Annotated in this window: 22 protein-coding genes and 1 pseudogene; 18 read left to right on the top strand and 5 right to left on the bottom strand. The window is 37.8% G+C overall.

Going from position 1 to position 24303, the window contains the following annotated elements:
• Window positions 1–1065: 1065 nt before the first annotated feature.
• From ACFQZ9_RS02365 to ACFQZ9_RS02350, 4 genes are all read left to right on the top strand, one after another.
• A complete protein-coding gene (locus ACFQZ9_RS02365) occupies window positions 1066–1443 on the top strand; it encodes a hypothetical protein (protein WP_498942151.1) in 378 nt (125 codons plus the stop codon).
• Window positions 1444–1601: 158 nt separating this feature from the next.
• A complete protein-coding gene (locus ACFQZ9_RS02360) occupies window positions 1602–1829 on the top strand; it encodes a cyclase (RefSeq protein ID WP_498942150.1) in 228 nt (75 codons plus the stop codon).
• A 138-nt stretch (window positions 1830–1967) separates the two neighbouring features.
• Entirely contained in the window at window positions 1968–2342 is a 375-nt protein-coding gene (locus ACFQZ9_RS02355) for a hypothetical protein (protein WP_498942149.1), read from the top strand.
• A gap of 312 nt (window positions 2343–2654) precedes the next feature.
• On the top strand, window positions 2655–2777 hold the full coding sequence (locus tag ACFQZ9_RS02350; RefSeq protein ID WP_498942148.1) for a DUF2750 domain-containing protein: 123 nt from the start codon (window positions 2655–2657) through the stop codon (window positions 2775–2777).
• Window positions 2778–3135: 358 nt separating this feature from the next.
• Here ACFQZ9_RS02350 and ACFQZ9_RS02345 read toward each other — a convergent pair whose 3' ends face one another.
• Both ACFQZ9_RS02345 and ACFQZ9_RS02340 read right to left on the bottom strand, forming a co-directional pair.
• Window positions 3136–4182 carry a cytochrome d ubiquinol oxidase subunit II gene (locus tag ACFQZ9_RS02345; RefSeq protein WP_498942147.1) on the bottom strand — a complete coding sequence of 349 codons (1047 nt, stop codon included), beginning with the start codon at window positions 4180–4182 and terminating at the stop codon, window positions 3136–3138.
• Window positions 4183–5556, bottom strand: a complete 1374-nt coding sequence (locus tag ACFQZ9_RS02340) for a cytochrome ubiquinol oxidase subunit I (RefSeq protein WP_498942146.1) — start codon at window positions 5554–5556, stop codon at window positions 4183–4185.
• A 432-nt stretch (window positions 5557–5988) separates the two neighbouring features.
• Between ACFQZ9_RS02340 and ACFQZ9_RS02335 the strand changes: the two are divergent.
• The 5 genes and pseudogenes from ACFQZ9_RS02335 to ACFQZ9_RS02315 all read left to right on the top strand — a co-directional run.
• Window positions 5989–6081, top strand: a pseudogene (locus tag ACFQZ9_RS02335) (alpha/beta fold hydrolase); the annotation flags it as partial.
• Window positions 6082–6490: 409 nt separating this feature from the next.
• Complete coding sequence (locus ACFQZ9_RS02330) at window positions 6491–7066, top strand: NAD(P)H-dependent oxidoreductase (protein WP_498942145.1); 576 nt, start codon at window positions 6491–6493, stop codon at window positions 7064–7066.
• A gap of 422 nt (window positions 7067–7488) precedes the next feature.
• Complete coding sequence (shc, locus tag ACFQZ9_RS02325; RefSeq protein WP_498942144.1) at window positions 7489–9393, top strand: terpene cyclase/mutase family protein; 1905 nt, start codon at window positions 7489–7491, stop codon at window positions 9391–9393.
• 35 nt (window positions 9394–9428) lie between these two features.
• Window positions 9429–10076 (top strand): HXXEE domain-containing protein, encoded by a 648-nt coding sequence (locus ACFQZ9_RS02320; protein WP_498942143.1) that lies wholly within the window; start codon window positions 9429–9431, stop codon window positions 10074–10076.
• A gap of 492 nt (window positions 10077–10568) precedes the next feature.
• On the top strand, window positions 10569–11504 hold the full coding sequence (locus ACFQZ9_RS02315; RefSeq protein WP_498942142.1) for a TIGR01777 family oxidoreductase: 936 nt from the start codon (window positions 10569–10571) through the stop codon (window positions 11502–11504).
• A 199-nt stretch (window positions 11505–11703) separates the two neighbouring features.
• Here the strand turns inward: ACFQZ9_RS02315 and ACFQZ9_RS02310 are convergent, their stop codons facing one another.
• A complete protein-coding gene (locus tag ACFQZ9_RS02310) occupies window positions 11704–12837 on the bottom strand; it encodes a YsnF/AvaK domain-containing protein (RefSeq protein WP_498942141.1) in 1134 nt (377 codons plus the stop codon).
• A gap of 302 nt (window positions 12838–13139) precedes the next feature.
• Window positions 13140–13295 carry a sporulation histidine kinase inhibitor Sda gene (gene sda / locus ACFQZ9_RS02305; RefSeq protein ID WP_198313799.1) on the bottom strand — a complete coding sequence of 52 codons (156 nt, stop codon included), beginning with the start codon at window positions 13293–13295 and terminating at the stop codon, window positions 13140–13142.
• Between the two features lie 305 nt (window positions 13296–13600).
• Here sda and ACFQZ9_RS02300 point away from each other — a divergent pair, with 305 nt between their 5' ends.
• Together ACFQZ9_RS02300 and ACFQZ9_RS02295 are read left to right on the top strand one after the other, a co-directional pair.
• Window positions 13601–13909, top strand: coding sequence for a hypothetical protein (locus ACFQZ9_RS02300; RefSeq protein WP_498942140.1), 309 nt, complete (start codon window positions 13601–13603; stop codon window positions 13907–13909).
• A 273-nt stretch (window positions 13910–14182) separates the two neighbouring features.
• Window positions 14183–14716 carry a GNAT family N-acetyltransferase gene (locus tag ACFQZ9_RS02295; RefSeq protein ID WP_498942139.1) on the top strand — a complete coding sequence of 178 codons (534 nt, stop codon included), beginning with the start codon at window positions 14183–14185 and terminating at the stop codon, window positions 14714–14716.
• Between the two features lie 321 nt (window positions 14717–15037).
• Here the strand turns inward: ACFQZ9_RS02295 and ACFQZ9_RS02290 are convergent, their stop codons facing one another.
• A complete protein-coding gene (locus ACFQZ9_RS02290; RefSeq protein WP_498942138.1) occupies window positions 15038–16138 on the bottom strand; it encodes a GerAB/ArcD/ProY family transporter in 1101 nt (366 codons plus the stop codon).
• 918 nt (window positions 16139–17056) lie between these two features.
• On the opposite strand from ACFQZ9_RS02290, the gene ACFQZ9_RS02285 reads away from it, so the two are divergent.
• The 7 genes from ACFQZ9_RS02285 (at window position 17057) to ACFQZ9_RS02255 (ending at window position 24100) form a co-directional block, all read left to right on the top strand.
• On the top strand, window positions 17057–17164 hold the full coding sequence (locus ACFQZ9_RS02285; protein WP_133340128.1) for a YjcZ family sporulation protein: 108 nt from the start codon (window positions 17057–17059) through the stop codon (window positions 17162–17164).
• Between the two features lie 36 nt (window positions 17165–17200).
• Entirely contained in the window at window positions 17201–17359 is a 159-nt protein-coding gene (locus tag ACFQZ9_RS02280) for a YjcZ family sporulation protein (protein ID WP_198313802.1), read from the top strand.
• 710 nt (window positions 17360–18069) lie between these two features.
• The gene (locus tag ACFQZ9_RS02275) at window positions 18070–18660 is read left to right on the top strand and encodes a molybdopterin-dependent oxidoreductase (RefSeq protein WP_498942137.1); all 591 of its coding nucleotides are present in this window, start codon (window positions 18070–18072) and stop codon (window positions 18658–18660) included.
• 267 nt (window positions 18661–18927) lie between these two features.
• Window positions 18928–19203, top strand: a complete 276-nt coding sequence (locus ACFQZ9_RS02270; protein WP_498942136.1) for a hypothetical protein — start codon at window positions 18928–18930, stop codon at window positions 19201–19203.
• A 70-nt stretch (window positions 19204–19273) separates the two neighbouring features.
• Complete coding sequence (locus ACFQZ9_RS02265) at window positions 19274–19534, top strand: hypothetical protein (RefSeq protein ID WP_498942135.1); 261 nt, start codon at window positions 19274–19276, stop codon at window positions 19532–19534.
• 1080 nt (window positions 19535–20614) lie between these two features.
• Window positions 20615–22675, top strand: a complete 2061-nt coding sequence (locus ACFQZ9_RS02260) for a catalase (RefSeq protein ID WP_498942134.1) — start codon at window positions 20615–20617, stop codon at window positions 22673–22675.
• A gap of 465 nt (window positions 22676–23140) precedes the next feature.
• On the top strand, window positions 23141–24100 hold the full coding sequence (locus ACFQZ9_RS02255) for a DUF3231 family protein (RefSeq protein ID WP_498942133.1): 960 nt from the start codon (window positions 23141–23143) through the stop codon (window positions 24098–24100).
• Window positions 24101–24303: the final 203 nt, after the last annotated feature.

Genomic DNA, 24303 nt, shown 5'->3' with positions numbered 1-24303 from the left:
CCTGTATTATGCCCAGGATACTGACCTGAGAGCCATTAGACATATACAGTCTAAAAATCCTGGATATACAGGGGAAAGAAGTGAAAATCAGCGGTAGGGACAGAGCAAGGATAGTTGTATAAACGGAATTTTTCCTTATTCAGCTAACGGGTGCAAGAGTTCAAGATCATAATGAGTTACGGCGGCAGCTCATTTTCTTATTGTGCTAACGGGGCAGAATAGTTGAAAAAGCTGGACTAATTAACCAGGTTGCATACACTGGGGAAAATTAGAAAAACCAACCAAAAAGAATTATGGAGTTAAACTAATTAATGTCAAACACATTTTCAAGAAAAGTCCGTCGCCCATGTGTTCATGTGTCATCATATGTTCTAAATCAAATTCATCTTCGAAATCCATGGGTTACAGTATTTTGGTCTTTGGCGTTCCCAGGTGCAGGACACATTATGCTCTGCAAATACTTTACAGGTTTTATGCTAATGCTTTGGGAATGGTTTGTATGGTGCTTGGAGCCATTTACGGATTTGTTTGGGCGTAGGGTCCCCAATTATATAGGCACTCATTGGAATGGTAGTAGGTGCTCTATTAGGCTTCTTGATTGAAATATTATTAGCAGGAAAGAAAGTTTTCCAAAAAAGCATAAGGGTAGATGTCATTCTTATTGTGGATTGCAAAGACAGTCAAGCTGAGATTGTTGAGAAAATACTTTGGAGTCATCAAGCCCTTGGAGTGGCTAAACAGCCAAGGTATAATTCTAATAAGCATGGTTGCGAATAATTTCACTTAAGCTAATAGTGCGTTAGTTGAACAAGAATGGGGAACCTCGACAAATGAAGGTTCCCCTAATTATTAAATAAAAATCAACATTTAAATTTAACAGAGCCTAAAAGTAAAAAATAAAAAACAATGTATGCCCTTTATTAATTAAAGTTAGAAAAGAAACTTAACAATTAATTTAATTATGAAAAAATGTGTGGGTTAACTAAATAACTTGTCCCTATCAAATAGATACCCTTTTGCATTTAATATATTGTAATTAAATTTTATTTGAAAGGGTGTGAAACCATGGCATTAGTATACTCTACTGGACCACTTGAAAATGCAGCTGCTCCTGCCACACAATCTACTAGCGTGATCACTAAAGTTTTGAATAACCATGAACATACCACAATTACTGCTAAAATTGAAATATTTGGATTAGACGGAACCAAAACACTGTTAGACACAGGAACGTTAACAATTCCCCCTCTTTCCTCACGTTTCTTTACTTCAACTCGGATCGCTAACAAATTTGAATTTGAGGTCCAAATTCAAATAAGTCCTAGCAATGATCGCGATGATGTCTTAATTGGAGTTTTTGGAAAAACTGCAACAGGAGACCTTAATGCTAGTCATCGTTTGGTTCACAAGGAATTAACTCGAATTGATGAACTAACTTTTTAATAAAAGTGGACAAGAGTTGACGATGATCCAGCTGCCATTTTTGGCGGCTTTCTTCTTGTGCTAACGGGGCATGTTTGTTGAAGAGTGGAAGAAGGTATTTATTTTTTAAAACCATAATATATATAACACTCTAAAACTAAGGTTAAGGTGGATTCGAAATGGATAAAAGAGTTGTGTTCGACTTTGAAATCGAGTTTACGAATGGCGGTGGAATTCAAGGGCAAGACTTTCGTCTTGATATTGATGGAGATGACATTTCTGACGAAGAGCTAGCTAAGTACATTGTAGAAGATATGAGGTTGTTAATGGTTGGTGAAGTAAGGATATTTAACAAGAAAATCATTAATGAAAAACATAAACGAAGACCTGTTGATGAGAAACCCTGAGCAATAATAAAAGTTCATTTTGCCTACTTCAAGTTTCAGCTGCCAAATCAGGTGGCTTTTCTTTTTGTGCTAACTGGCAGTTTAGTGGAAGAAGTGATTAAATTATAATGGAGTTAAATACTCAAATGGGGGACAAAAATGAATCATTTCGGGTCTGAATTACGTTTTGGTTTAGTTAAAAATACAAATCAAGATTCATCGTTTATATATATTGTAATCACAGAAGTTATCTTAAAATTTTTGACTCAATATCAATTCGATTTAAACATACATCTTGATAAATTTACACAATTTGAACAAGAAGAAATGAGATACCTTTTTACAGAAGAAGTAGAAGAATTATCGAGATGGGCTTCTGGGGTATTAGTATCATTAAAAAATAAAAATGAAAGTACAATATTCCAGGAATATAGAAGAACACATCATTTATCCGAGCTGGATTTTTCTCAAGATGACGTAAATGAAGTATTAAATCATCTTTTTTATCTATGTGATGTGGTTCTTAATGGGTAAAAAATATTATATGTTTCATCTGGGTATGACGATTCTGCAATGATTGAAGGGTGAACTTCACAGGTGTCTTGTTTAGCTAACTGGCAGGTTATTGCAAGAAGGTATTTTAATCACTATTGGAGAATATTTTAAATACGTTGTTAAATGGAGTGCCTGGAGGAAAACAATATGAACCAAAAAGAATTTGAGTCGGTCATTAAACAACCACCCAATATAAGATATGAGTATTTTATTAAAAAGGTCGCTGATTATGAAGAGGTCTGAGGTTTATATGATGATGGCTGGGCAACAGCACAGGATGACGCTGGAAATATGTTGATTCCTTTCTTTCCTAAAAAAGAATTTGCAGAATACTGTGCTGTTAATGAATGGAATAAATTCAAAGCTGAACCGATTGACTTATATGAATTTATTGACGAATGCTTGTTGGAATGAAGAAAGATAGAGTTAAACCATCCATTTTCCCAACAAATGAAGATTCAGTAATGGTTGAGATAGATATATTATTGAGGGACTTAAATAATGAGTTAGAGAATAATTGAGGTTTAAACATTAGAAAAATTGCTTACTATGAACAAGATTGTGAAGAAATGTACTTAAGCTAACGGTGCATTCGTTCAACAAGGACACATTTTAAGGGCCAGCCCGAATGGAATTAAATCCTTTCGGGCTTTTTAATGAAGCTATCTACTTAAGTTAATTCATTAATGAAACATTCAATAAATTCTTGTATCATAACTCCCATGTTTCCTCTTTTCCGCTTTCTTATTGCCAAGGATTAATTTTCAATTCTTTATTTTATATCCGCTTTGGGTCTTTTAATCCTCTGATACCTTTTATCATTCATAAACAAGCTCCAAAAGTAAACAAAGCCTGGAAACAAAATGGCGAATCCGACAATGTAGGTTATGAAAACTGCTCGAAAAGAATTCGGGTCTGTAAAAGCTGAATGAATGGTTATGTCTGGATAGACTATGTAGGGCAAATGGGCACGACCGTAAACATAGCTTGCTGTCATATATTGAAGTGTAACGGCAATAACAGAGAGACGCGGCATCCCTCTATATCCAGGTTTAAGGGAAGGAAGGATTAAACCAAGACCTCCAACAAGAAAAAGGAATAAGGATAAAATCAAAACGGGCAAATTTTGCATCATTTTATCATAAATCCAGCCGCTTTCATTTTTTAATGTAAGCATTATTAAAAAGGCTGTTATTAGAGACACGGGTCCCATGATTAGAGCATCCCGGCGATAGGTGTCATAGGCTTCTTTTTCATTCGAAGCCTTGGAGTAATCCGCCAATAACAGTGATGAGAGAAAGAGCGTGCTGGAAATCGCAAATGCCATAAAGGCATATGCATTCATGCTTGAAAATAGTCTGACCAGATTTAGCTGCTGGCCGCCATTTGAAAAATCTACAAAATTCCCATGGGTGATGGGAAGCACACTAATAAGCAAGCCCGGGATAAAAATTCCACATAATCCGGAAATATAAGTGAGTGGCTTTTTATACTCTTCGGCAATATGGGAAAAAACCAGGAAAGCACTTCTGACTGTCAATAGAAGCAGAATGATGCTTCCGGGAATCAACAAAATGGTGCCAAGTGAATAGGCGGCTTTAGGAAAAAGGCTGTAAATAGCGACCACTAAGGCTACGATAAAGGTATTGGTGACTTCCCATGTAGGGGAAAGATAGCGATTTGCTATATTCGTCGCTCTTGTTTTTGTTCTATTAATGTAGATCATCGACCAAAATCCGGCACCAAAGTCCATGGTAGCCATAATGGAATAAATAAAGACAAAACCCCATAATATCGATATCGCGAGGTAAACATCCATCTATTTTCCTCCTAAAGAATTGGAACCTGAAAGTGAAACATTTTTTGGATCTGTACGATTGATATCTTCAAGGACCGTATTCTTTTTAAAATAATATAAAAGAACTAAGACAGCAGAGATGGCTAACACCATATAGATAACAACAAACAAAATAAATAGAATACCAAGATTTCCGGCCGTTGTTACGGAGTCAGCTGTAGAAAGTTTATGATAAATCGTCCAGGGCTGTCTTCCGGTACAAGCAAAAATCCAGCCAAACTCAATGCCCAAAATGGAAAGTGGACCACTGGCAACATAGATCCACAACAGCCAATTTGGAAAGCGTTCCTTTTTTAATATTTTGTTCCAAATAAATCCGATCACACCCATTAAAAGCAATAACATACCAATACCCACCATGGCATTAAAGAGGGTATGGATGAATAAGGGCGGCCAGTATTTTTGCGGAAAATCATTCAGGCCTTTCACAACCGTATCAAAACGATTTCCAGCCAGAAAGCTAAGCCCCCATGGTACTTCAATTCCCCATTTTACCGATTCCGTTTTAGCATCCGTATATCCGCCAATTGTTAGAGGTGCATATGATTGGGTCTTAAACAACCCTTCGGCTCCCGCTAACTTTTCCGGCTGATACTTATAAAGGGACTGGGCGGCTTCATGTCCGCTTAAAGCGGTGAATAAGGAGAATAGCCCGCCTACAATAAGTCCGACCATGAGCGCCTTTTGGTGGAACTGATAGACTCTCGATCCGTATTCACTTTTCAGCATCTTAAAGGCTGCTACCATCGCGACAATAAATCCTCCAACAATATAAGCAGATACACCGACATGTAATGCGTTAATGCCAAAGCTGGGATTGAAAAATGCTGCCCATGGATCAACGTTTACAATTTTGCCATTTTTAATGTCAAATCCGGCCGGGGTTCCCTCGAAAGCGTGTACATTTGTGATTAAAACAGCAGATGCCAAACCGCCCAATGCAACGAAAAAAAGACTTACATTTCTCATCCATGGTGCAATTCTGTCTGCTGCATAAACATATATAGACATAAATAAAGCCTCTAAAAAAAAGGCATAAATTTCAATTTGGAAAGGCAATGCCATAACGGTACCAATCACTTTCATAAAACCAGGCCACAATAAGGAGAGCTGCACCCCGGCAATGGTTCCGGTGGGAATACTAACCCCTAATATAATCGCAAATGCCTTTGTCCATCTTTTGGCCATAATGGAATAATCCTTATTGTTCGTTCTTTGATAAAGCAATTCTGCGGTCAAGATCATCATTGGCAAACCAACACCAATTGTGGCGAAAATGATATGAAATGCCATTGTGGTACCAAATAAAGACCGTGCAATAATTAAATGATCCAAGCAATTTCCTCCTATGAGTTGATGAAGAACTAATGGCGAGTTCCAATTTATATTGTTTTATTAATAGAAAATAATATACATTGATTTCCATTACTCCCAAATATAAGAGAAGAATCATCTTACTTATAAAATCACTTTTTGCAGACGGAAAAACATTTTAGAATAGATAGGCAAACTCTAAAATAATGTTTGTAAAATTTTGTACTTAAACAATTGGGGGCAAGAGTTGAAGATCTGAGCTGTCATTTTGACAGCTTTTCTTTTTGTCCTAACGGGGCAGGTTAGCGGAAGAAGGTATATTATGGGGGCAGGATAGTTTAAAAAGCCTTATCCTTTTATACTTTTCAACCCACAACTGGGATGGGTACTCACCTATTTTTACAAAAATGAATATCTTATTGTTGAAACCATATTAATTATGGAGGAATTTTCATGGGATACTTTGTTACTGTAGAGCCAGGCGTAAAATTATATATTGAAGATATTAACCCAGGTGGCAGCAAGATTATAGTTTTTAAACATGGATCCTTATTGATGCGACCGCTCCCACAGGCTTTAAAACGTGACAAGTTTAACCAGCTTTTACCTTAATTTTTTGGCAATAGTTCTACTTAGCTCTATCGGAATTCTATGATTGTGGAGCCATATTGGCCCCCTATATTTTTTTACGGATAATATAAAATTTCTTCGGATGAGTTACTGAACAGTAATATAAGTGACAAATCGCCTGTTGAGTGGACCACGTAGCACTGCTAAATGCCTGATAATTTGTAAATGCTGCTTGAAAGTCTTTTTCATTTATAGTGGCAGTGGCATCATAAACAGCAGCTGTTTGAAATCCATTTTCGATTAAGTCCCTCATAATTAGGGCGCAGAGCTGCTAAAAGTTCGCTTGCTGCATGAACCGTGGAACAAGAAAAATGGAGGGATCCATATGACAATTTTAATTATATATGCCCACTCAAACAAGGATAGCCTTAATCATGCGATTTTAGAGAACGTCATGAAAGGGTTAAAGGAAGCCAAACGAAAATTTGAATTAATTGACTTATACGCGGAGAAATTTGATCCTGTTTTAGTTATTGATGAGCAGCACAAACCAAGGGATTTAATCCATGATCCATATACTGAAAAATATCGAAATAAAATTGAGCAGGCTAATCAGTTAATTTTCATTTACCCGATTTGGTGGTATGGTGTACCAGCCATTTTAAAAGGATTTTTTGATCGCGTCTTTGTTTCTGGATTTGCGTATAAACACCACGGAAAATTTCCGAAAGGCTTATTGAAGAAAAAATCAGCATGGGTTATTTACACCATCGATTCTCCCGCTTTCTTTATTCGATTGTTTAGAAAAAATGTAGAATGGATTGTAGTCCGAAATTACATTTTAAAGTTCTGCGGCATTAAAAATATCAAAAGAACCCGGCTGACGTCCGTTAAACATTCTACCTATGAGTCCCGGCAGAAATGGCTTAAAAAAATCTACCATCTCGCAAAAGCGATTTAAAAAATATGGGATGGCGACATCTGAAATTCCTAGGCCATTAAGAAGAACCGATGTATTATATATAATCTTCTGAAACACAAAACTCCACGTTACGATCAAAACGTGGAGTTTTTATCCGAACAACTGCTTCTATAATGGATTAAAGTAACTGACTATACAGGATGATAGGTTGAGTAGACATTGCCTATATGGTGAATACATTGTTTATCATTTCTTGATAAACAGGGAAGAGGCCGGAAGATTTCTTTTTCAACTAATTTTTAATTCCTTTTTTACATCTGAGAAAGAGTCCAGCAAAAACGGATCATCCTTTTTCAACGTTCATTTTGATTGCATCAGTCATCCCCATCAATGGAATGAATATACATATTGCTCTCGGAATATGAATACAAAGATGAATATAGGGGGAGAGGATGGGGCATATGAGGCATCGGGTATATCAGGAAATGAACAGAATCGCTAATCAGTTAGTCCAGGACCAATCAGAGGACGGGGCCTGGCATTATCCTTTCGAGACCGGGATCGCAATGGACTGCAGTATGATAATCTTATTACGGACATTGGAGATAAATGATGAGGAATTCATAAAAGAATTGGTGAAACGGATCGCCGGAAAACAACAGGAAGACGGATCATGGAAGCTGTTTCATGACGAGGAAAAAGGAAATCTGACATCCACTGTGGAAGCTTATTATGCCCTTCTTTATTCTGGCTACCGCAATCGAAAAGACCCGGAAATCCAGGCGGCCAGACAGTTTATTATGGCCAATGGAGGGGCAACTGAAGTCCATTTGTTTTTGAAAATCATGTTGGCCATAACAGGACAATGTGCGTGGCCGCACTTCCCCATTAATATTGAAGTGATGCTTTTACCAGATTCTTTTCCCATCAACTTTTTTGACCTCTCCGTGTACGGAAGAGCGAACATTATCCCTTTTTTGATTCTCGCCAATACGAATTTCCGCAAGAGAACTCCTCGATCGCCCAATCTCTCCGATTTGTTTCAAAAAAAAGCTGTTCGTTTTTTTACAGAGGATCAAGCAGAAGAGGCCCGCTCGGTGATTAAATGGATTAAACAGGGGATTAAGGGTCTGAAATCCCATGTAAATCTTCGCGAATTGGCATTATATCGTGCCGAAAAATATATGCTGGACCGAATCGAACCGGACGGCACCTATTTAAATTATTTCAGCACTACATCCCTCATGATTTTTGCCTTACTGGCGAGGGGGTATCCGAATACACATCCGGTGATTACTCGTGCCGTACAAGGATTAAAAGCGATGACCTGCCGGATTGACGGAGAACTTCACTGCCAGTATACAACGGCATCGGTCTGGAATACGACCTTAATCAATTATGCTCTACAAGAATCCGGAGTTCCTTATTCATCTAACACTGTACAAAAGGCAAATGATTACATTCTCTCCCGTCAGCATCTCAAATACGGGGATTGGGTCATTCATGAACCAAACCTGTTACCGGGTGGTTGGGGGTTTGCAGACATGAACACGATTCACCCAGATATTGACGACACAACAGTTGCACTGAGGGCGATACGTACTTTAGCCACAGAGCAAGTGGATTACCGGCAGGCATGGGATCGTGGAGTAAACTGGCTCATTTCCATGCAAAACAATGACGGAGGTTGGGCGGCATTCGAAAAGAATGTGGACAAAAAAGTGTTGAATTTGTTACCGATAGAGGGTGGAAAAGATTTATTGATTGATCCGTCAACAGTTGATTTAACGGGAAGGACTTTAGAGTTCTTCGGAAACTATACCCATTTGGATCATCACCATCCCATGGTGAAACGTGCGATTCGTTGGTTGTTGCGGCATCAAAATTCAGATGGTTCCTGGGTGGGGCGATGGGGCGTGTATATTTATGGCACATGGGCGGCTGTAACGGGAATGGTTGCAGTTGGAGTTTCCACGAACCATCCAGCTATTCAAAAGGCTCTAACTTGGTTGCGGAAAATTCAGAATCCCGACGGGGGGTGGGGAGAATCCTGTAAAAGTGATATCAAAAATTGTTATGTGCCGTTGGGGGAAAGTACCCGCACTCATACCGCTTGGGCCCTTGACACACTCATCTCGGCCGCAACTGGAGTTACGCCTGAAATTGAAAACGGTGCAGCTTTTTTAGTGGATAAGAGGGAAAAAGATTGGACGACGACCTACCCAAAAGGAAGGGGAATGGCAGGATCCTTTTATCTCAATTATCATTGTTATGAATATGTTTTTCCATTGATCTCCCTGGCACATTATCAAAAATTAGCTGGCGGGCAGCTCCTAACGGATTTGTCACACAAGGATTTTAATTAAGGATTTGTGTATTTAAAATTTCTCTTGAGTGACCTTTGGCATACTTTTATATCCTGTCTCATAAAATGAACAAGCCACAACAGACGGCAGTCTTGGAGAAAAACGAAATCTTACCAATTAAAGGGGGCAGACAAAAGATGCTAGGGGCGCTCCACCAATTTTTGGATATTAAAACATTAATTTGGTTGTTTCCCGTCATTTTCATTTTCCATGACTTAGAAGAGATCATAACCATTGAATCTTCCATGAATGCAAAAAAAAACAGTTTTCAAAAGGCTTCCTTCGTCAAGCTAACATTAAAAATGAGGGAAAAACTAGGTTCGACCGCTGCCCAGCTTGCTGTTTCGGCTACATGGATTTTACTGATTATCTCATTCACAACAGTGATGACCGCCCATTTCTCATTTAACGGAGGGGGTTTTCTTTTATATATAGCAATTCTCAATTTATTTATTCTGCAGGTGATCATGCATATTGTTCAGTCCATCTTTTTCAAGGGTTACACACCTGGCATCATAACGGCGCTATTCCTCCTCATCCCATACTGTCTTATTACATATTACAATTTGTTCGAATGTGGCCTGATAAACTGGCATTTAATTTTCGCAAGTCTCCCCGTCAGCCTGTTCATGATCCCGATTTTTCTTGTGGGCAATCTCTTAGGCCGTTATTTTATTCACTAATTGGCCTCTGATTACTTTTACTTGGTCAGTATTTCATTGGAAAGGTGCGGAACCTTTGCTAGAAAACCTGTTATTTTTGCTCGTCCCTATCGATTCTCATTTTAAAATGAATTTTGTCTAAGCCTTCAATGTTCGGGTTGGGTATGAAAGTCTTGGAAAAGCTTTTGGTTTTCCACTAGTGACACACTATAGGAAGGAATCATTTCATTAATTTCGTTTCCTATGTTTTTAGATGTTGCGGGAATCACTTTTTCATTACTTAAAATATTACGTGAACGGCATTAGTAGTACCAAGAGAAGGTCCAAGTAATGCAGCAATCGAGTTTCTATCTGCATTAACAACTTCGTACAAAAAAGGTAAGTTGAGAATAATCCATTAGGAAAGCAGAAAAAGCCCATAAACAGGATTGGATTTAAATTAAATGGTGACTGTTCCTCAATCAACGACAAGTTAGTCAATTATAAAAAAAGTAGTTGCAGGGTGGGATGGAATTGCATGTTGTTATAACTGGAGGAAGTGGGTTTGTGGGTCAAGCCTTGACTCACCTGTTGATTCAAAAAGGCCATCGAGTAACTATATTAACACGTCTTTCTGATAATAAAAGAACAAGTGAGTTCGTAAATTATGTTGAGTGGCTTTCTGCAGAAAGTCAACCTGAAAACGAACTTAAGGGTGTCGATGCAATGGTCAATTTAGCCGGGGAACCAATCGGTAGCGGGCGGTGGAACCAAAGTAAAAAGGAGGCTATTTTGAATAGCCGTCTCACAGCTACCAAAGAAGTAATTCGAATATTGAGACATCTTAATCCGAAGCCAAAAGTTCTTGTTAACGCTTCAGGTATAAGTTACTACGGTATGTCAGACTTCAAAACGTTTAATGAGACCACCAAAAGTTATGCAAATGATTTTTTGGCAAAAGTTGTAAAGCGTTGGGAGAAGGAAGGGGAAACGGCGAAAGAATTAGGTGTTCGTACGGTCTTCGCTCGTTTCGGTATAATTCTGGGTCAAGAGGGTGCCTTACCACGAATGGTGCTACCATATAAATTAGGAATTGGGGGGACAATCGGAAGTGGGAAGCAATGGATTTCCTGGGTGCACATTCAAGATGTAGTTGAGATGCTTTACTTTGCCATGATCAAGCCTGAAGTAGAAGGACCGATGAATGTGACCTCGCCTAATCCAATACGCATGTCATCATTCGGACAGTCCATTGGAGACGTGCTTCACCGCCCACATTGGCTCCGTGTGCCAGGGGTTGCATTAAAAATAGCACTTGGTGAAATGAGTCAGGTGGTATTAAAAGGGCAGAAAGTAATCCCACAAAAAGCACTTTACCACAATTACTCCTTTCAATTTACAGAAGTAAAAAGTGCACTTTCTGATATTTTAAGAAAAAACGGAAGACCCAAACACCCAGCAAACCGATGATGGTTCTCACAAACGATGGTTCTCAAAGTGACAATGGAAATTCTGGTCAATAAGGAAATTCATTTGTCATTCATGTAGGTAATCTTTCAGTTTTTTTATAATTCAACAGAAAAAAGCTGACTTCAAAAGGGGACAATTTAGTCTTTTGAAATCAGCTTTTTTTACAGTTTGACTATCCAATTTTAATCACTGACAATGATCATTTTTTCTTATTCTTTATTTGATTTTTATTTTCCTCTTTCGAAGAATTTTCGTTACTGTGGATTTCTTCTTTCACATTAACTACTGTAATCGGTACTTCACTTTCACTTTCATTTATAACAGTAGAACCTGTTTGCATTCCGTTCGCTTCCATCTTATTATTTGAAGATACTTCTGGTTTGTTTTTCTCTCCTTTAACAACTAGGGAGCCTGTGCGTTTTTCACGGGTTTCTTCCTTTTTCTCCTCTTTCATTATGCTTTCAATGTCGGGATTTCCTTCCACTATTAAAATATTTGGGCTTTCCTTTATAACTTCTTCTTGCCCAATATCAGCCTTCAGCAAAGTCACTTCTTCCGTAACCGATGGGACAGAACGTTCCACAATTCGAGCTTCTTCTTTTCTAATAATATCCTGTACTTGCTTTGTTTCTTGAAGTTTTCGTTTGCCTACAATCACTTCTTCAACCACTACAGGTCTTTTCGTTACTTCTATTCGTTCTTCCGTTATAGGAATACGAATGATTTCATCCTCTGTAAATGCGCTGCCATCATACTTTCCATCAGTGACAGGACGGCGCTCTATATATACTTCTTCACGTAAAAGTGGTACATAAACAGTTCGCTGTTCTTCAACTATTTCTTTTTGGAGCTGTAATTCCCCGACTTGGACACGCTCTTTTATAATATCAAGCTTTTCTTCACGAAGTTGGACAGCTGTTGTTTTTTCGGTCTCAATTTGATCCTCATAAATAGGACTATTGTAAGTTTCATACGTATCAACCAGCAAAATGATTTTTCCATTATTTATTTCCTTTTCACACTGTTTTGCCGTAAATACTGGTAGTCCCCTCTCAATAAGCCTGCTGGACATGGCGTTTGACGGGCCTCCCCCCATTCCTACCGTCATCAAGGAAAAAAAGCTTTCCACCATGACACCAGCTAAGGTACCCACTGGTATATCCGCTTCCACCAAAACACCAGTTTGAGAAGTGATTGATGGTATGTCACTTCGATATTTTGCCACAACCATCATATCTGTTTCCCGATGCCCCTGACGTTTCAAACCTTCAATCGCATACAAGACTTCTTGCTCTGAATAAAATGCTCCAACGATTCTTTTTTCCATGCTCATACTACCATGCCTCCCATAATGTACTAACGCAGTAAAAAAATTACACCGAAGTCTATAGAATGTCTACCCGAGTACTCTTGACTTGAAACATTTGATAGAAGATATGATAAACACAAAAAACCCCGTCAATCACACTTGGGAGTTGACGAGTTTTCCTCTATTTTCACGGAATCGAAATATTCCTTAGTTAAATTCATCTTGGTGCAACGGCTCTTTTTTCTTGTCCCACTAACGGAGGTTAATGGAAGGTGAGAAATTACACCATTATATCGTAATCGACTCAAAAAGCTAAAAAAATAAGACTAGGATTGTAAACTAGTCTCAAGTAATAAGTCATATATGTCTCTTTCCACAATTTCATCTAACAACATTTTTAAAAAAGAAGCATTTAATTTTTGTTCGTAAGCTCTTAAATAAATATCAATTAACTCTTCATTAGACACTGTTTTAAATCGCATTGCTATCTCCTTGTTATTCAATCCAATTTTATTACATAAATTTCCCATCCTAACCTTATAAAAAAGATTTCGAACAACATTTGCTTTATTATAGGGTAATTCTAGAAGTTTTTTAAATTTCTTTGTTAAATTAAAGAGAAGTCTACCCCTTTTTATTATTCCAAAAGCAACAATGTGAAATATTGTACTTAAACTAAAAGGTGCTTATGTTAAAGATGGGATGGCAGCAGCGGTCCCGTTTTCTTATTGTACTATAGTGGTAGTTTACTTTAAGAAGGGTTACTTACATAATAATATCGGAGGTGTTGGAAATAGTTAGAAAAGCTGAGAGTCACCTTAAAGATAAGATTGGTGACGACACTGATGATATTAAAAAAGTTTGGGATGTATTCAAGGGATTTTGTAAAGAACCCGTAGAAGGGGAAGAAGATAAGCAAATTCTATTTGAATGTGGTATTTATGATTTTACTGGAGAGGAACTATTTCATTTTGCTTTTGTACGTCAGTTTTCTATCTTTGAAGATGACGAGTACGACCATATGGAACAACTTCACTGTTTATTTTATTTTAAACCTACCAAAGTGTTAAGAACGTTAGAGGTAGCAGAATGGTAAATGGATTGTGACGATTTAGATACTTTTTTTAATCATATAGAAAATCTTCAGGAGTTTAAAATACCTTTAAATTTAAAGCAAATAAGATCGGAGATATATCAGGAAGAAGTTTAAGCCTAATTTCACTAACGGGTGCAAGAGTTTAATAAAGGGTTGATGCGGCAACTCTTTTCTTATTCCACTACCAGGCAGGAATGAGAAAAATCAGTGCTCCCATGCGAGCACTAATGGTTCAATCTGCTTAATCATAAAAGTATGATGGAGGGGAGTAGCGTGAAAGAGTCTATTGTATTACGTGCAATTGATGTTGGGGATATTCAAAACTTTACATTTATCGAGAGGGCAGCGCAGATATTACAGAAGCTCGTTTTAAACGGTGCGGCAATCGGATGGGTCGACCCACCCTCAACGGACGAGGTGGTCTCCCTGCTTCGGGAGTTGTCCGTCGCAAGTGAGCGCGGCGATGCGTGCCTACTTTCAGTTTGGGTCGGACCAGACCTTGCAGGACTCGGATACTGGAGGCGCTATAATCGCCCGACTCATCGCCCAAATGCCGACATCGAAAAAGTAGCGGTCGATCCGTGGTATCAAGGTCGTGGTTTAGGGCGAAAGCTTGTAAGTCAGTTAATTTCGGAAGGGGTCAGTACTGGAATTGAGGTGTTAACCCTAGATTTCCGTGGTGACAACGAGCGTGCTGCCAAGTTGTACAGATCTCTGGGATTCACGGAATACGGGCGTTTACCGCGTTTTGTGGCTGTTGGTACTATGCGATATGACAAGGTATTATACGCCATCGATTTGCGCTGATAGACGCGTGAAGAAAGTCGTATAAATAAATAAATAAATAAACGATAAGAAATTTCGTTACCCTGGCAGCACCAATACTGAGTATTTGATTTTAGCTTCTGTCGCTAAAGGGGGCTTATGTTAGAGATGGGATAGCTGCAGCTATCCCGTTTTTTTATTGAGCTACCGAAGCAGATTAGAGAAGGAAGGAATGTAAAAAAGAAAGGCGGGGGATTTTTATTTGTTCAATATTGTGAAGGTTTTCACTAAAAGTTAACCTTTTTCAAGAGTGACGTAAAATGGTGTGGAAATTTTTTAAATTTTCCCATATGAAAATAGGTATCATGATGTTCTATATTTTTTCTTTACTCTCTTCACAATCAATAGTAGAAAAAAGAGTAAAGGAATGTATCCATAATCTATAATAAATCCTATTTTCCCTATATAGCTAGTTAAAGTATAAATTTGTTGCCCTGTCTTTAAAAAATAAATGATAATTACTACAAGCATAAATATCAACAGAACCCCATATTTTTGCTTCAGGTTGGTCACCTTTTTTATAATACGGCTGCTACACCAAAAGGAAATACAAAAATTAGGAAGAAGGACAATAGTCCAAGTGGCAATACCAATGAATTCGAATCTCTCAACGAAAGGCATCTCTACTATTTTCCACATCGTTAAGGTTGGCCATATGTTTTTTTGCAACTGTCCTTCAGAATAATAAGCAAAGGTTAAAATCGCAAGAAATGTATAGGCAATCATAGCAATAAGAACAGCCAGATGAGCCCATTTTTTTGATTTTTTCGGTTCTTTGATAAATGGATAAATAAACAAAAGTATCAAATAGCCAGAATTGGTAAAGGACATATGATAGGATGCTTTAACCAGATCTTTTATTGAGTGGTCAAAAATTGGAAGGAGGTTCCTGAAATCCGCATAAGGTATCGTAAATAAAAAAGTGAAAACTAAATAAGCGGGAAGAACAAATCCAAAAAACGCCACACCTGCTATGGTTCTAATCCCTCCAAAAACGATATAAGTAGCTAAGCAACAAAAAGCTAGAGAATACCATAATGTACTAAGATCCGGAAACATCCACACTTGAATGACTCTTATAAAATTACTTAGAACAGTGACAGCGCTAACAAGATAATAGATAACAAATGGAAGGGATATGAGTTTGCCCATTTTATTTCCAAATATGACGGTATGAGCTTTCATTATATCGCCATCTGCTGTTTCGGCGATTTTGTACATCATCCATAGAATGATATGGATGCTTAAACCGGAAATGATAACGGAAATCCATGCATCGTATCCTGCAGTTAATGCGATAATGCGCTGGAAGCCAAGAACCCCTACGCCAACTTGCATCTTATGGATCAGAAAAAAAACTAAAAAAGGCGATATTTTTGCTTTTTCAGGCACTATTTGTTCCATTAACCCTTCCTCCGGTTCTTATGTCAATCAGTTTTTTGCTTTTTATTCATCTAAGATATCATATTAGGATTTTATGCCATTGAAGCTTATAATCATTAAGGTTGATCGCTTCAAAAAGAGTAATCTTAAGGTCCACCATTCGCGGTGTATAGATTTAAAAAGGAGTTAAGGAAGGTAAATCTTAATAAGTATGTTTATATTTATCTTTTCCTTATATGGAATAATTATGAATCATGCTGCTATATAATGGGTCACCTATATAGGTGGGTGAAATTTTATGATAAAGGCTTGGGAGTAGATATGAAATAGGGACTGCCACCGCCGGAACCGCCTCCGTAGTCAAATTCGCACATACTTATCATTACCTGTTAAAATGTTCGAAATAAAACCCTCACTATGTATCTTATTTCATAGGACAAGAATTCTTGGACAAACATTATTTTGATAATGTAAAATAAACAACTTGCCTATAAATGCAAAGAAACGTTTGCTTGAAGGAGGCAAACGTTCTTTATATCCGAGAAGGTAATATTTATGTTTAGTTTTGGTGTAATCATAATATATGTACAAGATAATGAGATGGAATGGACAAGGGCTGATTTTTTATCGAATTAATTTTTGATCTGTTCTAAAAAATTCTTCCAAATAAAACTTAACCGATTGGGTACTCAAGTTTAACTGATGCATAGTCTAGAGTGTAGCCGAAAAGCCATAGTATTGCTTAGCACATAGACCTGTCAAAGACAGTCTCAATCACCAAAAGCCTCGAGTAGGGCTTTTTTTGTATATATTAATACTTTCCACTTAAGTATGGACAGGGAGGCACCTTAGGAGAATGGTCTTAATTGCAAATAGTGCCCACCCCCTTTTTAGTATTTTACATATTTTATAGGTATCAGCTGAAAGGAGGTTGTGTATATGGATGGTGTTGGTTTCGGAGGCGCTGGTGGTGGCTTTGCCTTACTCGTTGTTTTGTTTATCCTTCTTATTATTATAGGAGCTTCATTTGTTGGTGGTTTTGTTTAAGAAATAACCTATTCCCTTTTGAAAGGAGGATGTATTATGGATGGTTACGGTGGTTTTGGAGGCTATGGTGGATTTGGTGGTTGTTGTTCCCCTGGATTTGGCTACGGAGGTGGCTTTTGCGGAGGCAATCCATTCGTTTTAATCGTAGTATTATTCATCCTGTTAATTATCGTTGGAGCAGCATGTTTTTACTAATTTATATTCTTTAAAAAAGCCTTATAAAAAGGCTTTTTTCATTTTTGTGTAAATTATTAAAAACTCATATGAAAAAAGGGGAAATTAACCAAGCCCTGCCCATAAAGTCTATTTAGGCAAAATTAAGGACTCAAGGAAGCAATTCAGTGTCCTGCACTGCACGCTCGCGAACTGCTTGTGCCTTGAACGGAAATTAACAGAAAAGTTTAATACTGCCAATGTTAAAAATACTTCCTATATAATCCCTGACTGATTCTTCCATTGAGGTGGGCGTAAATCTGGGGTGTTTCATTTTTTCATAACCTAATAAGTTTTGAATAAGTATAAGGACGATCTGTTACTGCTGTATGGCTTCCTACTCCAACTCCCCACGGGCTATATCCTGGTGTTCCTGAATTTCCGAAGACATTGTTTTCTACTCGAACATTCACCGTTTGTGTTCTATCATATAATCCAAAAGCAGGAATAGCGCCTTCGACCATGACATCAATTTGTACAGCTTCTTTGTAGTACCGATAATGGGTGGGTGTATCATCGTCATATCCTAAAAATTGATTGTTGCGGATGAGAACGTCCTTATCTCTGATTCCAAATTTTAGGTGAATCTCAAATAACGAATTTGACTACAGTATGCTGGCATTATTTTGAAGCATACTATACAAAGCACTATGTTTTAATTAACGTTTAAGATGAAAAAGGGATGGTGTCAGATGAAAAAGCAGCTTCCACCTGGCCAATTCGAAACAGAAAAATGGCCAATACTGCACACAGGCGATGTTCCCGAGTTTAATGAAATCACATGGAATTTCAGACTTTTTGGTGAGGTGAAGGAAGAAAAGTCCTTATCCTTTAAGGAAATCATGGAGCTTCCAAAAACCATATCAAGCGTTAATATGCATTGTGTTACCACCTGGACTAAATTTGATACAACTTTTGAAGGAATTGCACTTAGAGAGTTATTGAAATTTGTTGAAATTAATGATGGTGTAAAATACATTAAAATTTACGGTTACTTCAATGGGGACAGATTTGGTTATTCTGCAAACCTGCCGCTAGAGCCTTTATTAGGGGACGATTCTTTGTTTGTATACCGTTGGAAGGATAAAAATCATGATTGGCAAGATATTGATCTAAAACATGGTTATCCACTAAGGTTTATTCCACCAGAAGTATTTTATCTATGGAAAGGCTCAAAGTGGGTTTCAGGGATTGAGTTTATGAAAGTAGACGAGGCTGGTTTTTGGGAAGAGCGTGGCTATTCGATGACAGCAGATCCATTTAAAGAAGAGCGGTACCGTTAACACAGGCTACGAAGCAAAAAGGAGGGTGAGAAGTAATTCAACTAATTCAAAGTCAACATTGGACAAAAGTGTAAGAAGACAACTCATTTTGCTCGCAAACGGGTGCAATAATGTAAAATATGCGATACCTAGTGGATCGCTTTTTTTTTATTTGCTAATGATACAGTCTAGTTGAATAAAATATATGGGATAAAAGATACACAAGTTATTCGAATAAGGGTGAGTAAAGAAGATTTGGCAAATCATAAGTAGAAGGAGGATTGGAAAATGAAATTTACCATTCGTATTTTCTTTAGCGAAACCTATAATCATTCAATATTTGAAAAAGAGCTAAAAAAATCCCTAGAGGAAATTAGTGTATCTGTTACAAGTATTAAATTTAATCAATTTGAAGAAAAATACATACATAATAAAAGGAATATTATTGAGATAAATGTTGAAGTTAAGGGGGATTATATCGATTACAGAACCGTTTTTGGTTGTGTATTTTTAGTATTAGATGAACTTTCTTTAAATTTATCTGGATTAGATATAAATGAATAAAAAGCTTCCCTAGGTGCTTTTGTATTTTTAAATTTCCCTAATAAAAAATTTGTTTTATAAGGAGGAAATGATGAAAGAATTTATTATTTCATATATAGAAGATAATGAAATTGGTGGCCAGAAAAAGGAAATCCTCGTTGTGGGCGAAGACTTTCAATCATGCTATGAAGAGCATATTCAAAAATATCCAACCATGGTAGGGATTGTTCAGCAATTTGATGAAGAGCACGAAACGATAAATTTTCTCCGCCCTAACAATATTCAAATAGAAAAAGTTACGGACGAAATCTTCGAGGAAGATGAGAAAAAAAGAGAATTTTATGATGGATGATATATATCCATATTTCAAACTGAAGTGTTGACCATTTTGTCAATGCTGGAGTCACGCGATTTTTGTACGCTAAGCATATTTCGACATGAAAAAAGCCGATTTTTCCTACGCTAAGGAATCATCGGCTTTATTTTTAATGTTAAGTTAACTTCTACCTTTTCAGTTATGTTATTAGATATCTGTTTTCCTTAGCAAAAATAAAATAAATCGAAAGCAAAGAACATATTACTGCTAAAAGGGGTAGCGTCAGGATTTTGACAATTTACATCGGTAAGAGAACAAATACTGATATATCAAGGTTTATGAGGTTTGTATCAATAGGGTTTTACTCTATTGATAATGAGGGATATAACTGTAGTTAAAGGGTTCCAAATGTCTCATATATATGTCTCAAAATCCCTTATAGTTGTTAAGTTAAGCATTTTTACTTCTTAACATTGCTTAACGTTGTAAATCCGCATTTTCCTGACCTCCCACCTAGTAGGTTTGAAAATGAGATTGCTAATTTAGTTGCAAAAGAGATTAAGTTCTGTTTACGAGGAATCGACTTTAAAGTAAATGGTGGGCTTGATTTCCTGGGGTTAATGGGAGATCCAAGTGTACAAACGTACTTCCAAACAATTAATATTGTGGCAATTGTTAAAAAAACGAATCCGATGAGAGGGTAAAAGAGTTGAAAGAAAAAACAGACCCAGATATCCGGTCTTAAATACTTTAAAAGCTGCTGACGTTACTATTAACACTACATGGAGGATGGCTAATCCGCATATCGTGCGTAAAGGAGTACAAAATTCTCATTTCCCCTTAGGATATAATTACAACCTCATATTGGAGAAAAAACGTTGTGAATATTGCGGGTTCTGCTCACAGTCTTTCACAACGGTTTGCTTCTGTCCTCCTCGAACTGTATGAAAACAGTTTTCTTCTGAAGTTCTCCCCCCCCTCCATTGTACGTAATCCGTTAGCTCCAAAAGGGCATTTGCCACATCGCTTAACCAGTTTAAGAGGCTTCGAATACTGGGGAGAACTCGGGCATACATATAGCGTGAAATGCATTTTGACTAGGGGGCATGAGATCATATGAATTACGATGACGTTTCTAACGAAAGAGAGAATCAAAGCAACAAAAAAGATGAGCAACTTGAGGAATTTCGTGTTCAGAATGCAGGAAATCCCCTTACGACGAGTGCGGGATTAAAGCCATCCAACAATGACGGGATATTGAAGGCAGGAACTCGAGGCCCTGCTCTGTTGCAGGACTTTCTGTTTTTTGATAAGCTGATGCATTTTGACCGAGAACGTACTCCAGAACGCGTCGCCCATGCTCGAGGGTTCGGTGTTCACGGGACATTCCAGGTTTATCAGTCGATGAAGCCTTATACCAAGGCGGGATTCTTGCAGAATCCAAGTGCAAGTACGCCCGTATTCGTCCGCTTTTCAACAAATCATGGCGGTCGCGGATCGATCGATACCTCGCGAGATTTGCGAGGATTCGCAGTGAAATTTTATACTGACGAGGGCAATTGGGACCTATTATCATTAAATTTACCCGTGTTTTTCGTGAATGACGCGCAGAAATTTGTCGATTCACATCATGCGGCCAATCCGGATCCACGCACGGATATGCCGACAGCTTCAGCAGCACAAGATAACTTTTGGGATTTTGTAGCAAATAACCAGGAGTCGGCGCATTTTATCATGTGGCTTATGTCGGATCGGACGTTACCAAGAAGTTGGAGAATGATGGAGGGTTATGCGATCAATTCATACCGGTTCATCAATGACCAAGGAACCTCTCGATTTGTACGCTTTCAATGGAAGCCAGTCCTCGGCGTACATTCGCTTCTCCAAGAAGAATCCCTCATCATCGGCGGGTTGGATGCCGATTTTCACCGGCGAGATATTTATGAGGCGATTCAACGCGGGATATATCCCGAGTACGAATTTGGGGTGCAAATGATTGAAGAAGAAAATGAACACGCATACGAATTTGATGTTCTCGATCCGACGAAGCTCTGGCCAGAAGAAATCGTTCCTGTTCATTACATCGGAAAGCTGACACTAAACCGTAATGTCGACAACTTTTTTGCGGAGACCGAGCAATCCGCTTTTGATCCGACCAACGTGGTTCCGGGCATCGGTTTTTCCAACGATCCTATATTACAAGGCCGACTTATTGCTTATCGCGATACGCAGATGTATCGATTGGGTGGTCCGAACATCAATGAAATACCTATCAATCGACCGCTTTGTCCTTTTCACAACTACCAACGAGAAGGGGCTCATCGCCAACGCATTGATATTGACCAGGTTAACTACTATCAAAACTCACTAGCGGGCAATACACCAAGTCCAACACCGGTCGAGCAGGGCGGGTTCGATTTCTATCCCGAAAAGATAAAAGGCTTAGCCACCAAAGCCATAAGCGACACGTTTAAGGACTATTTTTCCCAAGCACGTCTATTCTGGAATAGTTTGTCTGACGTTGAAAAAGACCATATATTACAGTCATTCATTTTTCAACTCACAAAAGTGAAGAGCCAATCTGTTCGTCAACAAATCGTCGACATGTTCGGAAATGTGGACCATACATTGGCTTCCACCATTGCTTCAAACATCGATGTACGACCACCATCAACCAAGCAAGTTTCCGTTTCTGCGTCCTCTCCAGCCCTGAGTCAAGCCAATACGCAGCATTTCCCCTATACCATGAGGGTTGCCGTTCTGATTGCCAACGGGTTTCCCGATCAAGAGGTCATCTCAGTTTTGAACACGCTCGTCGAACATGGAGTCTTCGTGGAGTTTGTCAGCGATCGATTGGGTACGGTTACAGGAGCACAAGGGACGACCATCACGTTGGATCAAAATTTCCTCGCGACGAATCCTGTTCTTTATGATTCTCTGTATGTTGTTGGTGGACGCGTGCAAAATCAAGCTGCCTTTGACTGGAATGTGAAAAACTTTATCCAAGGGACATACAAGTATTACAAACCGATTGGCGTGGCGACCACAGGGGGATCGTACATACGGCCACCGAAAAACGGAGAGCTTGAGGGTGTCGTCTTTGCTTCAAGCACTAACAACTTCGGAGAAGTGTTTGTCAGAGCAATTGCGAAGCAACGATTTTGGAACAGGAAGTAAAAGGGGCTATCTTATAGGACAGCTTGCTTACATGCAAAATTAGGTGAAACGAAGAGATGGCGGTCTAGGGAGACGTTCCTAGCACCGCCATTTCTTGTTTCGATAATGGATTCGAAGGAGCTGTTGGAACATTTGTTAGATTGACATTTATTTGATTAAGTGATATCTACCTTCCTGTAGTTCCTGTCATGGCCCAATATGGTTACCAATTTTGTGCGTGATACCAGGAATTTGGATAGCCTTTAACTAATGAAAATCATTAAAAAAGCTATTGAGAAACCTGAGAGCCCGTGAATTTAATTCGTATTCTTTTAACAGAAACTCTAATTAAATTATATAAATTACAATAATTAATATAGTTTGAGATTGAGAACTAAATGTATTAATTAGAAATATACCCTGAATAATTACCAATATTTTTTGTCATTCTAATAACAGAAAATAAATAATGAAGGAGCCTTTTGTATGAACGTAAATGAGTTCGGCTTTCTTTGGTATCTACAATCAAGTTCGAATATGGTTAATATTATTTTAAAAAATCTTATTGACACTGCTGAGGATAAAGATTTGAGAAGTGTTCTAGATGAAATCAATTCATTATCTACATTTCAAGAAAAAGAGGCTACAAAGTTATTAAATGACAGCGGTTATAATGAAACGCCATTTTTTAGTGAAGTTGATTTATATAACTCCTCACTAAAGCTTTTTACCGATCAATTAATCATTGAAATTCTTAAGCATATTACCGGAAATGGGATGAAAATCCTCGCTTCTCAATATGCAGAATTAGCGGATATGAATGTAAAGAAATTCTTTAGTGAAGTCCTCACTAAAATGATTCAAATTGATGAATCTCTTTTAGGTTTATTAAAAGAAAAGAACTTGTTACAAAACAGTCCATTTTTATACATGAAAGCACATGAAAGAGAGAGTAAACTGTTTAAGGTTATATCAACACAATTGAGGCCACTTAATGCGGTAGAATTGGCACATATGTCCAGTGCACTTCAATGCAATAATGTTGGTGTTGCTCTATGCACTGCTTTTGCTGATGTTGTAAAAGATGAAGAGTCAAAGCAATTATTTAATGATGGCAAGAAATTATCATTTCATCAAGCTACTACTTTATCGGATATTTTTAGGGAAAACGGAGTTAGTACTACAACTGGACTAGAGAGCTTCGTTCATAGGGCCCATGAATCTCCATTTTCAGATAAGTTAATGACGAACCTAATAACGTTTTTAAATCCTATTGGAATAATAAATTTACAAAACGCTGCTGTATCTAGTTATAAGAAGAATCATGTCAAAATACTAAATGAATTAATTGAACAGGTCCAAAGTTTTTCAGAAAAAGGGTTTAAACTATTGGTTAAAAAAGGTTGGTTTAATGAACCACCAGTAACTGGTAGGTCAATTAAATAATGATAAACTGAATCCAATAGTGTAAATAATAAAGAAGAAGGAACTTTATGGAAAAATCAACCGATTCTATAGAGCAAAATTATAAATTTATACAAGATAAACTTACATATTGTGATACAGCTTTTCTTAGTAAAGTACCGTTGAGTGGAACAAGAGAGTTAACAATCTACTCCTATCTTTTATAGCCTTGACTGATATATTGC

The sequence above is a fragment of the Neobacillus sp. GCM10027624 genome, assembly GCF_042675345.1.
Lineage (GTDB): Bacteria > Bacillota > Bacilli > Bacillales > Cytobacillaceae > Neobacillus > Neobacillus cucumis_D.
Note: the sequence above shows the minus strand (reverse complement) of the source record. Positions and strands in the feature narration are given on the sequence as shown.

Coding starts and splice junctions, on each gene's coding strand:
- ACFQZ9_RS02365 (WP_498942151.1), top strand. CDS start 1,066: ATGGCATTAGTATACTCTACTGGACCACTTGAAAATGCAGCTGCTCCT.
- ACFQZ9_RS02360 (WP_498942150.1), top strand. CDS start 1,602: ATGGATAAAAGAGTTGTGTTCGACTTTGAAATCGAGTTTACGAATGGC.
- ACFQZ9_RS02355 (WP_498942149.1), top strand. CDS start 1,968: ATGAATCATTTCGGGTCTGAATTACGTTTTGGTTTAGTTAAAAATACA.
- ACFQZ9_RS02350 (WP_498942148.1), top strand. CDS start 2,655: ATGTTGATTCCTTTCTTTCCTAAAAAAGAATTTGCAGAATACTGTGCT.
- ACFQZ9_RS02345 (WP_498942147.1), bottom strand. CDS start 4,182: ATGGATGTTTACCTCGCGATATCGATATTATGGGGTTTTGTCTTTATT.
- ACFQZ9_RS02330 (WP_498942145.1), top strand. CDS start 6,491: ATGACAATTTTAATTATATATGCCCACTCAAACAAGGATAGCCTTAAT.
- shc (WP_498942144.1), top strand. CDS start 7,489: ATGAGGCATCGGGTATATCAGGAAATGAACAGAATCGCTAATCAGTTA.
- ACFQZ9_RS02310 (WP_498942141.1), bottom strand. CDS start 12,837: ATGAGCATGGAAAAAAGAATCGTTGGAGCATTTTATTCAGAGCAAGAA.
- sda (WP_198313799.1), bottom strand. CDS start 13,295: ATGCGATTTAAAACAGTGTCTAATGAAGAGTTAATTGATATTTATTTA.
- ACFQZ9_RS02290 (WP_498942138.1), bottom strand. CDS start 16,138: ATGGAACAAATAGTGCCTGAAAAAGCAAAAATATCGCCTTTTTTAGTT.
- ACFQZ9_RS02285 (WP_133340128.1), top strand. CDS start 17,057: ATGGATGGTGTTGGTTTCGGAGGCGCTGGTGGTGGCTTTGCCTTACTC.
- ACFQZ9_RS02280 (WP_198313802.1), top strand. CDS start 17,201: ATGGATGGTTACGGTGGTTTTGGAGGCTATGGTGGATTTGGTGGTTGT.
- ACFQZ9_RS02275 (WP_498942137.1), top strand. CDS start 18,070: ATGAAAAAGCAGCTTCCACCTGGCCAATTCGAAACAGAAAAATGGCCA.
- ACFQZ9_RS02270 (WP_498942136.1), top strand. CDS start 18,928: ATGAAATTTACCATTCGTATTTTCTTTAGCGAAACCTATAATCATTCA.
- ACFQZ9_RS02265 (WP_498942135.1), top strand. CDS start 19,274: ATGAAAGAATTTATTATTTCATATATAGAAGATAATGAAATTGGTGGC.
- ACFQZ9_RS02260 (WP_498942134.1), top strand. CDS start 20,615: ATGAATTACGATGACGTTTCTAACGAAAGAGAGAATCAAAGCAACAAA.
- ACFQZ9_RS02255 (WP_498942133.1), top strand. CDS start 23,141: ATGAACGTAAATGAGTTCGGCTTTCTTTGGTATCTACAATCAAGTTCG.